The following is a 12,886-nucleotide window of genomic DNA, read 5'->3' as shown; positions in this document are numbered from 1 at the left end:
CAAGTAAAATTTATTTTATAGCAAATTAAAATCAAAATAGGACAGTAGCGCATCGTCAAATCGGGCGTAATCAGACAATACGGTTCGCAGATACCGCTTAATATTCGCCCACACCTTCTCAATCGGATTGAGCTCAGGTGAATAAGGTGCAAGAGGCAATACCTTATGTCCCCATTTTTTCGCCATTTCCCGTAAGACACCCATACGGTGAAATCGTGCATTATCTAAAATAATCACCGATTTTTGAGTCAATGCGGGCAGTAGGCATTGCTGAAACCACGCTTCAAAAAAGACTCCGGTCATCGTATTTTGATAAACCATCGGAGCAATCAGCCGGTTGCCGACTTGTGCGGACACCAGAGATAAGCGTCGGTATCTTTTTCCACTTATCTGCGCTTTTACTATTTGCCCTTTTAGGCTGCGGGCATAGGGACGGAACAGGTAGCGGTCAAATCCTGTTTCATCCAAATAAACACGTTGGTAGTCGGAAAATTCGGCCAGCTGTGTCAAATAATGCGTTACTTTGGCCGGGTCTTGTTCTTTGTAAGTGGTGGTCTTTTTTTGCGCGTCATCCCCATCTGTTTGAGTGCATAGCAAACGGCGGCTGGCGTACAATCAAAATGTTTGGCGATTTCATGTAGATAGGCATCCTGGTGTTGCTCAACATATTGAGCCAGTTTTTGCCTATCCAATTTGACGGCATTTAGAGCGTGTTCATAGTCTTCGTAGCAGGACTCCCAAGAAAGCCAAAGCTACCATTTGCAGACTGGTACTCAACTTACGCTCGCAGTTTTTCCAAAGCCGCCTGTTCTTTTCCAACCAGGAAAAGCTGCGCTCTACTACCCATCGCTTCGGCAATACTGCAAAACGGTGCAATTCGTTTCGTTTGGCAATCTCTACCTCCGCACCAATCAACTCCTGTACCGACGAAGCAAATGCCTTACCCGTGTAACCACCTTCAGCAAGGATTTTTTGTATCGCACCAAGATTATCCCGCCCACGTTCCAATGCCACCAGGCAGCCTTTTCTATCCGTAACATCCGCCGTCGTTACCGCAAGGGCATGCGGCAAACCTTGCGTGTCAACCGCTATATGTCGCTTGATACCGCTAACCTTCTTGCCCGCATCGTAGCCTTTTTCCATGGCGGTATCCGTGTTCTTCACACTCTGCGCATCAATAATCAGGAAAGTAGTTGCTTCATGGCGCCCCTGCTTGCGACGCTCCGCAACTACCTGATTTTTTTAATGCTTCCTCAAGGATGCTGATGCCACTCTCGCGTGGTTCGGTCCATCTCTGGAAGTAGGAATGCACGGTGCGCCATTTGGGGAAGTCGCCCGGCAAAGCGCGCCAGGAGCAGCCAGTGCGTTGCAGGTAGAGAATGGCACAAAAGACATCGTACAAGTCCACCTGGCGTGGCGCTGTGCGTTTACGGGCACTTTCCAGCAGGGGAAGGAGAGGCGCAAATTGCTCGCGACTGATATCGCTTGGGTAGGTTTTTCTGTTCATGCCGATAGTTTACAGCAGAGGCTGAGACAATGAACACGTTCTTAGACCGGTAACTTGATGTTTTAGGCTGCCTGTTTGTTTTTTAAGGCGAATCCACAGGTAAAGCGTGTTTCTTGACAAGTTAAATGTTGCTGCGGTTTGGCTGATGTTTTTGCATTGTTCGTAATAGTTTAAAGCTTTGTTTCTTAAGTCCGCAGAGTATGCCATGGTTAGACCTTCAAAGTTGAGTATTGTGCTATTTTGTTTTTAATTGACTATATAAGCCGAGACCTTTGCAAATTGGTTTCAGCATATAGCCGATTAAGAGCAGAGTGTTGATTACACGGTAAAAGAATTAGTTGTTTAAAAACCAAAAGGTCGTCTGAAACCATTTCAGACGACCTTTTTATGCGTTTATATAGTGGATTAAATTTAAATCAGGACAAGGCGACGAAGCCGCAGACAGTACAGATAGTACGGCAAGGCGAGGCAACGCCGTACTGGTTTAAAGTTAATCACTATATCTTTACTTTTATTCCCACTCGATCGTAGCAGGCGGTTTGCCGCTTACATCGTAAACCACGCGGTTGATGCCTTTGACTTCGTTGATGATGCGGTTGGACACGCGGCCGAGCAGCGAGTACGGCAGTTCTGCCCAGTGTGCGGTCATGAAGTCGCTGGTGATGACTGCGCGCAGCGCGACGACGTAATCGTAAGTGCGTCCGTCGCCCATTACGCCGACGGATTTTACGGGCAGGAACACGGCGAAGGCTTGGCTGGTCAAATCGTACCAAGATGTGCCGTTTTCGTCGGTGGTATTGCGCAATTCTTGGATGAAAATGTCGTCCGCCTGACGCAGCAAATCGGCGTATTCTTTTTTCACTTCGCCCAAGATACGCACGCCCAAACCGGGACCGGGGAACGGATGGCGGTACACCATTTCGCGCGGCAAGCCCAAAGCAACGCCCAGTTCGCGCACTTCGTCTTTGAACAAGTCGCGCAACGGCTCAAGCAGCTTGAGCTTCATGTTTTCAGGCAGACCGCCGACGTTATGATGCGATTTGATGGCGTGGGCTTTTTTGGTTTTCGCACCTGCGGATTCGATGACGTCGGGGTAAATCGTGCCTTGCGCCAGCCATTTGGCGTTAGTGAGTTTTTTCTCTTCGGCATCAAATACTTCGATAAATTCCGCACCGATAATTTTGCGTTTTTTCTCGGGATCGGTAACGCCTGCGAGTTTCTCCATGAATTGCTCTTCGGCATCGACGTGAATCACTTTCACACCCAAGTTGCGGGCGAACATATCCATGACCATTTTACCTTCGTTCAGGCGCAAGAGGCCGTGATCGACGAACACGCAGGTCAATTGGTCGCCGATGGCGCGGTGAATCAGCGCGGCGGCTACGGAAGAATCCACGCCGCCAGACAGACCCAAAATCACTTCGTCGCTGCCGACCTGTTCGCGGATTTTGGCAACGGCTTCTTCGATGTAGTTCGGCATTGTCCAGCTGGGTTGCGCGCCGCAGATGTCCAAGACAAAGCGGTTCAACAGGGCGCGGCCTTGTTTGGTGTGGGTCACTTCGGGATGGAATTGGATGCCGTAGAATTGTTTTTCGACGTTTTCTATCATGGCAATCGGGCATGACGGGGTATCGCCGATGACGGCAAAGCCGTTGGGCAGTTTGGACACTTTGTCGCCGTGACTCATCCATACGTCCAGCGTATTCGGCGCGTCGTCGTAAATATCGCGGGTCAGTTCGCTATCAATGGTTTTGACTTGCGCGTAACCGAATTCGCGCTGGTTGCCGGGCTGAACTTCGCCGCCCAAGTGGTGCGCCATAAACTGCATTCCGTAGCAGATGCCCAAAACCGGAATGCCCAAATCGAAAATGCCGGTATCGGCTTGATAATCGGATTCGTAAACGGAATTGGGGCCGCCGGAGAGGATGATGCCTTTCGGATTGAAGGCTTTGATTTCGTCCAAAGGCATGTCGAAAGAATGTAGCTCGCAGTAAACATGAGCTTCGCGCACGCGGCGGGCGATCAGCTGGGTAACTTGCGAACCGAAGTCGAGGATGAGGATTTTGTCTTGGGTCATGGCGGGAACTTTGCAGAGTGATAGGGAACGGTCTGACTGTTTCAAAACGGGATTCCGATAACAAAACAGGTCGTCTGAAAACGGCGGATTATACCATTTTCAGACGACCTTTGCAGGAAGGGGGGCTTAGTTATCCTGCTGTTTATGCTGCTTATAAGGCACCATATCGCTGCGCGAAAGCAGCAGCAGGCAGCCCAGCACCATCATTCCCAAAGCAACCAGCGGCGAATAGCCGAGCCAATATTGATTGTGCAGATACACCGCCGCGCCGATATACACCAGCAGCGGGCCGGAAACGATAGACTGCTTGTTGACACCGTCCATCACCAAAACCGCAATCCCCGCCACCACCATACCGGCGGACACGATGGTCGAAGTTGCGGGCAGGATGTCCGTCGTTTTCAAAAACCAAACGGCACCGAAGATAATCAAAAACAGCGGCAGGAAAAGCGAAGAGCGGGACATGGCGTTACTCCGTAAAATTTCAGACGACCCTGATTATTGGGTCGCAGGGGTCGTCTGAAAAGCCTGAAGAAAGCAATCTTGGGTATGTTTTTGCAAACATAGGGCTTGATGTGTAAACGGCGGGTATAGTGGATTAACTTTAAACCAGTACGGCGTTGCCTTGCCTTAGCTCAAAGAGAACGATTCTCTAAGGTGCTGAAGCACCCACCAAGTGAATCGGTTCCGTACTATCTGTACTGTCTGCGGCTTCGTCGCCTTGTCCTGATTTAAAGTTAATCCACTATACACGTTTGCGGCAACATCGGCGTCATGCGGTCAATTCAAGCTGCTATCAGCCTCAGCGCACATTTTTCATCAAACGTTGTTTTTCGCGTTTCCAGTCGGCTTCTTTCAGGCTTTGGCGTTTGTCATGTTGTTTTTTACCCTTCGCCAAACCGATTTCCATTTTGATTTTGCCGCGCGTAAAGTGCAGGTTCAACGGGACGATGGTATAACCCGCACGCTCGGTTTTACCGATGAGCTTGTTGATTTCGGATTGCTTGAGCAAAAGCTTGCGCGGACGGACGGGGTCGGGTTTGACGTGTGTCGAGGCAGTCGGCAGCGCGGTGATGTGGCAGCCGACCAGATAAAAAGCGTCTTTTTTCCAGTAGATATAGCTTTCTTTCAGCTGCACCCGCCCGGCGCGGATGGCTTTGACTTCCCAACCTTCCAATACCAGACCGGCTTCGAGCTGATCTTCGATAAAGAAGTCGTGAAAGGCTTTTTTATTATTGGCAATACTCATAATTCTATTCTTGTCTTCTGTCTTTTCAGACCGGGTATTTTAACAGGATGCGGGGGTAGTGCGAACTGCTTCTCAAACCGACTGTATTTTCCACCCTCTTCCGCTTTTCAATCTTTAAACGTATGCCGCTCTATACGGCAAATTATAGTGGATTAACTTTAAACCAGTACGGCGTTGCCTCGCCTTGCCGTACTATCTGTACTGTCTGCGACTTCGTCGCCTTGTCCTGATTTAAATTTAATCCACTATAAAATCAGAAACACCAGACTACCCTAGCCTCACATTCGTATAGTATGGCAAAGTGAAATAGAAAATCCCCAACCTATCGCCCTTCCCCTCTCTTCCTAAAAAGCAAAAGAATAGGCTGGAATTTTGCTTCATACTGATTTTCGCAAGAAGCATATCAAATGCACCACACGCTCCTCGATGAAGGTCGTCTGAAACTGGGAATAGGTTTTCAGACGACCTTTCCGATTGCTGTCTGTCAATTTTCCGCATCGCGGCAGATTTCGATGGCTTCCTGAAGGCTGGAAACGCCGAAGATTTTTAGATTCGGAAACTCTTTTGCGTTGCGCGGCATATTGGCTTTGGGGACGATGGCGCGTTTGAAACCGAGTTTTTCCGCTTCTTTGAGCCGCTCCTGTCCGCGTGCGACGGGGCGGACTTCGCCGCTTAGGCCGATTTCGCCGAAGGCAACCATTTTTTCGGGCAGCGGGCGGTTGCGGAAGCTGGAGAGCATGGCGAGGATGACGGCGAGGTCGGCGGCGGGTTCGCCGATTTTGACGCCGCCGACGGCATTGAGGAACACGTCTTGGTCGAAACAGGCGATGCCGCCGTGGCGGTTGAGGACGGCAAGCAGCATGGCGAGGCGGTTTTGTTCGAGGCCGACGGTGAGGCGTTTGGGGGTGAAACCGTGCGCATCATCGACCAATGCCTGAATTTCGACCAAAAGCGGGCGGCTGCCTTCCTGCGTGACCAAAACGCACGAGCCGGGCGTGTCGTCGCGGTAGCTGGCAAGGAAGATGGCGGACGGGTTGGACACGCCTTTCAAACCGTTTTCGGTCATGGCGAACACGCCCAGTTCGTTTGCCGCGCCGAAGCGGTTTTTGATGGCGCGTATCATGCGGTAGTTGGAATGTTGGTCGCCCTCGAAATACAGCACGGTATCGACCATGTGTTCCAGTACGCGCGGGCCTGCAATCGCGCCGTCTTTGGTAACGTGTCCGACCAGTATCATGGCGATGCCCATCTGTTTCGCCATGCGCGTCAGTTGGGCGGCGCATTCGCGCACCTGCGACACGGAGCCGGGGGCGGAGGTGATTTGGTCGGAATACATGGTTTGGATGGAGTCGATGACGACGACTTCGGGCTGATGCTGTTTCAAGGCCGTCTGAATCGCTTCCATGCGGATTTCGGCAAGCAGGTTCACGCCTTCGGTGGGCAGTTCCAAACGCTGCGCGCGCAGGGCGACCTGTTGGGCGGATTCTTCGCCGGAAACATACAGCACTTTACGGCTTTGCGCCATTTTGGCGATGGTTTGCAACAGCAGTGTGGATTTGCCGATGCCGGGGTCGCCGCCGAGCAGGATGACCGCGCCATCGACCAGGCCGCCGCCCAATACTCGGTCGAGTTCGCCCATGCCGGTCGGATTGCGCGGCACTTCGGTGGCGGTAACGGCGGAGAGGGATTGGACAGTCGATGTGTCCGCCGCCCAAGATTGGAAGCGGGCGTTTTTCGGTTCGGGCGCGGCAAGGCTTTCTTGAAGCGTGTTCCACTCGCCGCAATGCGGGCATTTGCCTTGCCATTTCGGGGAAGTGCCGCCGCATTCGGTGCATTGGTAGATGGTTTTGGGAGCTTTTGCCATGATGTTTTCCCTATGGGGTTTTTGAAGTGTGAAAAGGTCGTCTGAAAACTGATATCGTTTTCAGACGACCTTTTATTATGCGGACTTTACTTGTGATTGCAAGACTGTATCACTATGTGAATAGGGGAGTTTCCTGTTGTTTTATGGCATAATGACAAAAAAGCACTAGATAGGACTTTCAGACAATGACTTTCTCCTTATATACAATGGTAAAATTTGCGTTGCGTTGCGTTGCGTTGCGTTGCGTTGCGTTGCGTTGCGTTGCGTTGCGTTGCGTTGCGTTGCGTTGCGTTGCGTTCAGAGCATAGTTCACCTTTAAAATCCATACAAGGATTTTTATCAAATTTATGCATAGGAGTGAAATCCTATGCTATCTAAACAAATCTCAAATCTTAATTCTTCTAGCAATAAACCAAAAATCCTATCTCTATTTTCAGGATGTGGTGGTTTGGATTTGGGCTTTCACCAAGCTGGTTATGAAACTGTTTGGGCGAACGATTTCTCCCATTGGGCTTGTGAAAGTTTCCGTAAAAATATCGGCGATGTCATCGTAGAGGGTGACATTGAACAAATTGACCCAAACGATCCAACTATTCCTGATTGCGACATCATTTTAGGAGGCTTCCCTTGTCAGGACTTTTCCATGATTTGGAAACAACCTGGCTTGGAAGGCGAACGAGGCAATCTGTATAAAAGTTTTTTACGTTTTGTAAATGCAAAAAAACCGAAAGTCTTTGTTGCTGAAAATGTTAAAGGTCTATTGACCGCCAATAAAAAAAAGGCCATCCAACAAATCATTACCGACTTCGAAAATTGTGGTTATTACGTTCAGGCAAAGCTATATAACTTTGCTGAATTTGGTGTACCTCAATTTCGTGAGCGTGTGTTGATTGTTGGGGTGCGTTTAGATACAGGATTTAATTTTCGTCATCCAGAACCGACACACAATGAAACTGGTAAAAATGGCTTAAAACCATATGTAACAGCAGGTCAAGCCGTATCCAATATTCCACAGAATGCCAGTAATAATGAATTGCTGAAAATCAGCGATAAAACACGCCGTATGTTGGACTTAATTCCTGAAGGTGGCAATTTTACCGATATTCCCAAAGATCATCCTTTATATGTAAAAGGTATGATTAGCCACGTTTATCGTCGCATGCATCGAAACGAGCCGTCAAAAACAATTATTGCAGCAGGTGGTGGTGGCACTTGGGGCTACCATTTTCCTGAACCGCGTGCCTTTACTAACCGTGAACGCGCAAGGTTGCAAAGCTTTCCCGATGATTTTGAATTTGTCGGTTCAACAACCGAAGTACGCCGTCAAATTGGTAATGCTGTCCCACCTCAAGGAGTGATTGAACTGGCAAAAACCATTTTGCCGATTTTTTCAGACAACTACGAAAAAATAGATTTGCATGAGAAATTAATCGCAGAGAAAGAAATTTTATTCCATGACCGACTAAGCAAAATTCGAGGGGGAAAACAATGAATACAGTTTTTTCCAATATCGCCAATGCCAAAATCACTGAAAAATCTCTTAATGCGGTTTGGATGGATTTATTTAAATCAGCGGATGAAGTGTTGATGGCGACTGGTTATGTATCTAATGACGCGGTGGTTGAGTTACATAAAATTTTGGAGCTAAACGATCATATTCAAAAAATAGATCTATTGGTCGGAATGCATTATTTGGAAGGTTTTAGCCATTTGCAATATGACAGCTTATGTAAACTAAATGATTTTTTGCAACATGAGAAAAGAGGAGCCGTCTATATTTCCCCCTTTGTGAAATTTCACGGGAAAATGTATTCCTTTAAAAATTATCAACAAATCGATGGATTAATTGGTTCTGCTAACTTAACGTGTTTTTGGGATAGTACAGAACGTACTTATGAAACCATGTTACATTTGGACGGTAAGGTTGCACAAATGTTACAGGCAGATATTCAAAATACCATTCATAAACTAGGCAAAAATATCCAAGAAGTTGAGAGACCGAGTACATTTATTGAACATAACAATCATTTAGAAAATTGTTTGGGTGTACAAAAAATTGTACCAGAAAAAATTCGGCAACTATTTGCCCAAACGTCAGAATATCATTTCTCAATTCCGGCTAAAACCGAAGAAAAAAGTAATTTAAATGTATTTTTTGGAGAAGGTCGACGAGATAAACGGGGGTTTGTCAAACCACGACCCTGGTATGAAGTAGAGTTGATTGTATCCAAAGACATCACTTCACAAGAAGGGTATCCGGTTCTGAAGTCTTTTACAGTTATTACTGACGATGGTTGGCAATTTCAATGTAAGACATCGGGAGATTATTCCAAAAATTTCCGCTCAGAAAATGACTTGAAAACACTTGGCAAATGGATTAAAGGTCGTTTGGAAAATCGTGGTTGTCTGCAAAATAACGAGAAGATTACTCATGAAACCTTACGCCAATACGGTAACGATCATTTTGAGTTCCGTTCAACCGACAATCCTGATGTTTGGCTGCTCTCATTTAAGGGGAAAAACTAAATGTTGCAAACCTACTTGAATCAATTAACCCCGCCCGAATTAGCTGATTCTGTTAAAAATACCGTTGATGGTTTTATGGGGAAATTATCACAAACTAAGCCGAAAATTGCTCAAAATGTTTTATTGCTAGGCAATGTTCAAAGTGGGAAAACGGCACAGGTTTTGGGTGTATTAAGTGCGCTGGCTGATGATGGCGACCACAAAGTTTTTTTGTATCTTACTACTGACAGCGTAGATTTACAGGAACAAACAGTCAAGCGAGCCAAAGACAATCTGAAAAATTTTATTGTGTTGTCTGAAAATGATGACCGAAGTTTTATACAGGTAATGAAGGCAAATAATCCTATCTTGGTTGTGATTAAAAAGAATGCTCGTGTATTGAAACGTTGGCGTAATTTGTTTGCCAGTCAAAATAGCCTGAAAGGCTATCCTTTGGTTATTGTGGACGATGAAGCCGATGCTGCCAGCCTAAATACTAATTCTGATAAGCCGGCTAAAGATGCCAGTACTATCAATAAACTGCTAAACGACATCAAAAATTCCTGTTGTCAAAGCTTGTTTATCCAGTTGACTGCCACGCCTCAATCGCTTTTGTTGCAACATGAAAAATCTGATTGGCAACCTGAATTTATCCACTTCTTTGAAGCAGGCGAAAAATACATCGGTGGCAACTTTGTCTTTTCTGATCCACCAAGCTATATAGTTCGTTTTATTGATAGCGAATTGGATGATATGAAAGACGAGAGTGGTGAAATTGCCGAAGGGGCAAAACAGGCATTGCTTAGTTTTCTAATAACCTGTGCAGAATTCGCGCTATGTGATAAAACTAACTGTAATTTTGCACTGCATCCAAGCTATAAAATTCAAGATCATCAAGCCTTTTCAAAGAAAATCCAAGCCTTTTTAAATGACTTAGTGCAAGCAGTCAATAATGGGGAAGATCTTGCAGGTAGCTTTAAAGAAAGTTATTGGGATTTGCAAAAGACCAAGCCCGATATTCATCACTTTGATAAAATATACGAAAAATTGACCGTACTTTTGGAGAATAAACAAATCTCTACTCTTGTCGTTAATTCGCAGACAGAAGCTGATTTTGACTTGGAAAAAGGTTTCAACATCATTATTGGTGGTAATGTGATTGGTCGTGGCTTGACTATTCCAAAACTGCAAACAGTTTATTACAGTCGTACAGCTAAAAAACCTAATGCAGATACTTTCTGGCAGCATTCGCGCATTTTTGGATATGACCGAGATAAATCATTGTTACGGCTTTATATTCCGTCTGATGTCTATCATTTCTTTGTTCAACTCAATCAGGCAAACAATCTGATTATTGAGCAGGCAAAAAATTCAGATGGCAATATTCAGGTTATTTACCCGAAAAGCATCAACCCGACACGAAGAAATGTATTAAAATCTGACAGCATCAATCAAATGGTCGGAGGAGTAAATTACTTCCCACTTCGTCCGAATGAAAACAACTTGTTGACTATCAACAACCTTCTTCCCTCTGTTTTGACAAATAAGGTGCAATCTGATTTGTATAAAATAGGCATAGAAGAGCTATTCTTGATTTTAGATAAACTTGGTAATTATGTATCTGATGATTGGGACAAGGAAAAATTTATTGCTGGCATAGAAGCATTAAAAACGCAATATCCAGCTTTCAAAATCTATGTTTTGGTTAAAACAGAGCGTAATCTTTCTCGAGCAACAGGCACAATGCTTTCGGAAGACGACCGTAAATTAGGAGAAAAATATCCCGATGATTTATTCCTTACACTTTATCAAGTAGTGGGAAGTAAAGATAAAGGTTGGCAGGGTAAAGATTTTTGGTTACCGAATATCAAGTTACCACATAAGGGATTGGTGTATTGGGGCGTGAAGTAAAATACAAAGGTCGTCTGAAAACTGATATCGTTTTCAGACGACCTTTTTTCAAGGATTCGGACTGAGCTTATTTGCTTTCGTCTTTACCGTCTTTCTTGTCTTTTTTCGGAGCCGGTTTTTTCGCCGCCAAACCTAAAGACTTCTGCCATTCGGCTGGATTTTTGACTAAATCCAAGGCTTTGCGGAGCTGGTCGTCTTTGGCAGGATTAGGAATACGACGGCTGGAGAGGTCTTCGTCTTTCTCTTTGTCCTTGCCTTTTTTGGACTTGGCGTTTTCATCGGCTTTCGCGGCTTCGTTTGAATCAGGCGTGCTGATTTCGTTGCTGCTGTTGACGTCTTCGCCGCCGAGCGGGTTGCCGATGTGTCCGGCGAGGTCGGCTTCGCGGCTTTCAAAGGCGCGGTCTTTGTCTTTGACTTCGACGTCGGGGACGATGCCTTGCGCTTGAATCGAGCGGTCGTTCGGCGTGTAGTACAGGGCGGTGGTCAGTTTGACTGCGCTGCCGTTGGACAGCGGAATCAGGGTTTGTACCGAGCCTTTGCCGAAACTTTGCGTACCGACGACGACGGCGCGTTTGTGGTCTTGCAGTGCGCCTGCGACGATTTCAGAAGCGGAAGCAGAGCCTGAGTTAATCAAGACGGTCATCGGAATGGTTTTCAACTCGGTAGGCAGATCTGCCAGCGGGTCTTTGCCGCTTACGCGGATATAGTCTTCGGGACGGGCTTTCAATACCGAGCTTTCTTTGCCGTCGCGTCCTTTGGTGCTGACGACTTTTGCATCTGCAGGCAGGAAGGCGGCGGATACGCCGACCGCGCCGTCAAGCAAGCCGCCCGGGTCGTCGCGCAGATCGAGGACGAGGCCTTTGAGTGGCGCGCCTTTATTTTCTTTAATCAATGCCTTGGCGGATTCATTGATGGCTGCCACGGTGCGCTCTTGGAATTGGGACACGCGGATGTAGCCGTAGTTCGGCTCAAGCAGGTGGTGGCGGACGCTTTTGACTTTAATGATGGCGCGTGTCAGGTTGACGACGATGGGTTTATCCGCATTTTTGCGCGAAAGGGTCAGGGTGATTTTGGTACCCGGTTTGCCGCGCATTTTTTTCACGGCTTCACTGGTGGTCAGACCGCGTGTGGAAACGTTGTCGATTTTGACAATGAAGTCGCCACTTTTCACACCTGCACGCTCGGCGGGCGTATCCTCAATCGGGGCAACGACTTTGATAAATCCGTCTTCCTGCCCGATTTCCATACCCAAGCCGCCGAATTCGCCGCTGGTAGATTCTTTCATATCGGCAAAGCCTTTTTTATCCAAATATTCGGAATGCGGGTCGAGGTCGGACACCATGCCTTTCATCGCGCCTTCAAAGAGATCGGCATCGGATTTGTCTTGGTAATAATTGGCTTTGATTTGCCCGTAAACTTCCGCCATGTTGCGGATGGATTGTACGGGCAGGGTTTCGTTGTCTTTTTTGTCTTTTTCGGCGGCAAAGCTTTGAACGCTCAAGCTGAGGGCGACACCGCTGAATGCGCCGAGTGTGTAGAGTGCGACTTTTTTCAAAGTGGATGTTGACATTATAAATAGCTTTCTTTTTGTCTTATTTCATTTCAGACCGTAATGACTGTGAAACGGGATGGGGAAACATTGCTTCAGACGACCTGAATATACGTCCGCAAGACTGTATGCGATTTACGCTTGGCAAACAACAGGGTTAGCGTAAAAAATATCTGCGCGGGTGTAAAAGCTTTTGAATATAGGGCCGTCGGGTTCAGTTGTTA

12 protein-coding genes and 3 pseudogenes are annotated in these 12,886 nt (G+C 46.8%); 4 read left to right on the top strand and 11 right to left on the bottom strand.

Going from position 1 to position 12,886, the window contains the following annotated elements:
• Window positions 1-15 precede the first annotated feature (15 nt).
• The 6 genes and pseudogenes from NM96_01515 to NM96_01490 all read right to left on the bottom strand — a co-directional run bounded on the left by NM96_01515 (window position 16) and on the right by NM96_01490 (window position 4,049).
• The gene (locus NM96_01515) at window positions 16-615 is read right to left on the bottom strand and encodes a hypothetical protein (protein ID AVR78209.1); all 600 of its coding nucleotides are present in this window, start codon (window positions 613-615) and stop codon (window positions 16-18) included.
• Entirely contained in the window at window positions 519-692 is a 174-nt protein-coding gene (locus tag NM96_01510; GenBank protein AVR80230.1) for a hypothetical protein, read from the bottom strand. Before NM96_01510 ends, NM96_01515 begins: the two co-directional genes overlap by 97 nt.
• Before the next feature lie 22 nt (window positions 693-714).
• Window positions 715-1,507, bottom strand: a protein-coding gene (locus NM96_01505) for an IS5/IS1182 family transposase (protein AVR78208.1) whose coding sequence is annotated in 2 segments (ribosomal slippage) — window positions 715-1,243 and window positions 1,242-1,507 — 795 coding nt in all. Because the reading frame shifts where the segments join, the coding sequence is not laid out codon by codon here.
• A gap of 42 nt (window positions 1,508-1,549) precedes the next feature.
• Window positions 1,550-1,714: pseudogene (locus NM96_01500) on the bottom strand (IS630 family transposase).
• A 304-nt stretch (window positions 1,715-2,018) separates the two neighbouring features.
• On the bottom strand, window positions 2,019-3,584 hold the full coding sequence (locus NM96_01495) for a GMP synthase (glutamine-hydrolyzing) (GenBank protein ID AVR78207.1): 1,566 nt from the start codon (window positions 3,582-3,584) through the stop codon (window positions 2,019-2,021).
• Window positions 3,585-3,710: 126 nt separating this feature from the next.
• The gene (locus NM96_01490) at window positions 3,711-4,049 is read right to left on the bottom strand and encodes a hypothetical protein (GenBank protein AVR78206.1); all 339 of its coding nucleotides are present in this window, start codon (window positions 4,047-4,049) and stop codon (window positions 3,711-3,713) included.
• 155 nt (window positions 4,050-4,204) lie between these two features.
• On the opposite strand from NM96_01490, the pseudogene NM96_01485 reads away from it, so the two are divergent.
• Window positions 4,205-4,335, top strand: a pseudogene (locus tag NM96_01485) (IS5/IS1182 family transposase).
• Between the two features lie 51 nt (window positions 4,336-4,386).
• Here the strand turns inward: NM96_01485 and NM96_01480 are convergent.
• The 4 genes and pseudogenes from NM96_01480 to NM96_01465 all read right to left on the bottom strand — a co-directional run bounded on the left by NM96_01480 (window position 4,387) and on the right by NM96_01465 (window position 7,040).
• Entirely contained in the window at window positions 4,387-4,833 is a 447-nt protein-coding gene (locus NM96_01480; protein ID AVR78205.1) for an SsrA-binding protein SmpB, read from the bottom strand.
• 267 nt (window positions 4,834-5,100) lie between these two features.
• On the bottom strand, window positions 5,101-5,331 hold the full coding sequence (locus NM96_01475; GenBank protein AVR78204.1) for a hypothetical protein: 231 nt from the start codon (window positions 5,329-5,331) through the stop codon (window positions 5,101-5,103).
• Window positions 5,318-6,697 (bottom strand): DNA repair protein RadA, encoded by a 1,380-nt coding sequence (locus NM96_01470; GenBank protein ID AVR78203.1) that lies wholly within the window; start codon window positions 6,695-6,697, stop codon window positions 5,318-5,320. Before NM96_01470 ends, NM96_01475 begins: the two co-directional genes overlap by 14 nt.
• A 141-nt stretch (window positions 6,698-6,838) precedes the next feature.
• Window positions 6,839-7,040 (bottom strand): annotated as a pseudogene (locus tag NM96_01465) (hypothetical protein).
• A gap of 24 nt (window positions 7,041-7,064) precedes the next feature.
• Here NM96_01465 and NM96_01460 point away from each other — a divergent pair.
• From NM96_01460 to NM96_01450, 3 genes are read left to right on the top strand one after another with little or no spacing between them, the layout of a single operon-like run.
• Complete coding sequence (locus NM96_01460) at window positions 7,065-8,189, top strand: DNA (cytosine-5-)-methyltransferase (protein AVR78202.1); 1,125 nt, start codon at window positions 7,065-7,067, stop codon at window positions 8,187-8,189.
• A complete protein-coding gene (locus NM96_01455; GenBank protein ID AVR78201.1) occupies window positions 8,186-9,223 on the top strand; it encodes an NgoFVII family restriction endonuclease in 1,038 nt (345 codons plus the stop codon). Before NM96_01460 ends, NM96_01455 begins: the two co-directional genes overlap by 4 nt.
• Complete coding sequence (locus NM96_01450; protein ID AVR78200.1) at window positions 9,224-11,113, top strand: DEAD/DEAH box helicase; 1,890 nt, start codon at window positions 9,224-9,226, stop codon at window positions 11,111-11,113.
• 67 nt (window positions 11,114-11,180) lie between these two features.
• Here the strand turns inward: NM96_01450 and NM96_01445 are convergent, their stop codons facing one another.
• The gene (locus NM96_01445; GenBank protein AVR78199.1) at window positions 11,181-12,683 is read right to left on the bottom strand and encodes a peptidase S41; all 1,503 of its coding nucleotides are present in this window, start codon (window positions 12,681-12,683) and stop codon (window positions 11,181-11,183) included.
• Window positions 12,684-12,886 lie beyond the last annotated feature (203 nt).

The sequence above is a fragment of the Neisseria mucosa genome, from assembly GCA_003028315.1.
GTDB lineage: Bacteria > Pseudomonadota > Gammaproteobacteria > Burkholderiales > Neisseriaceae > Neisseria > Neisseria mucosa.
This window is presented reverse-complemented; position numbering and strand designations above follow the sequence as displayed.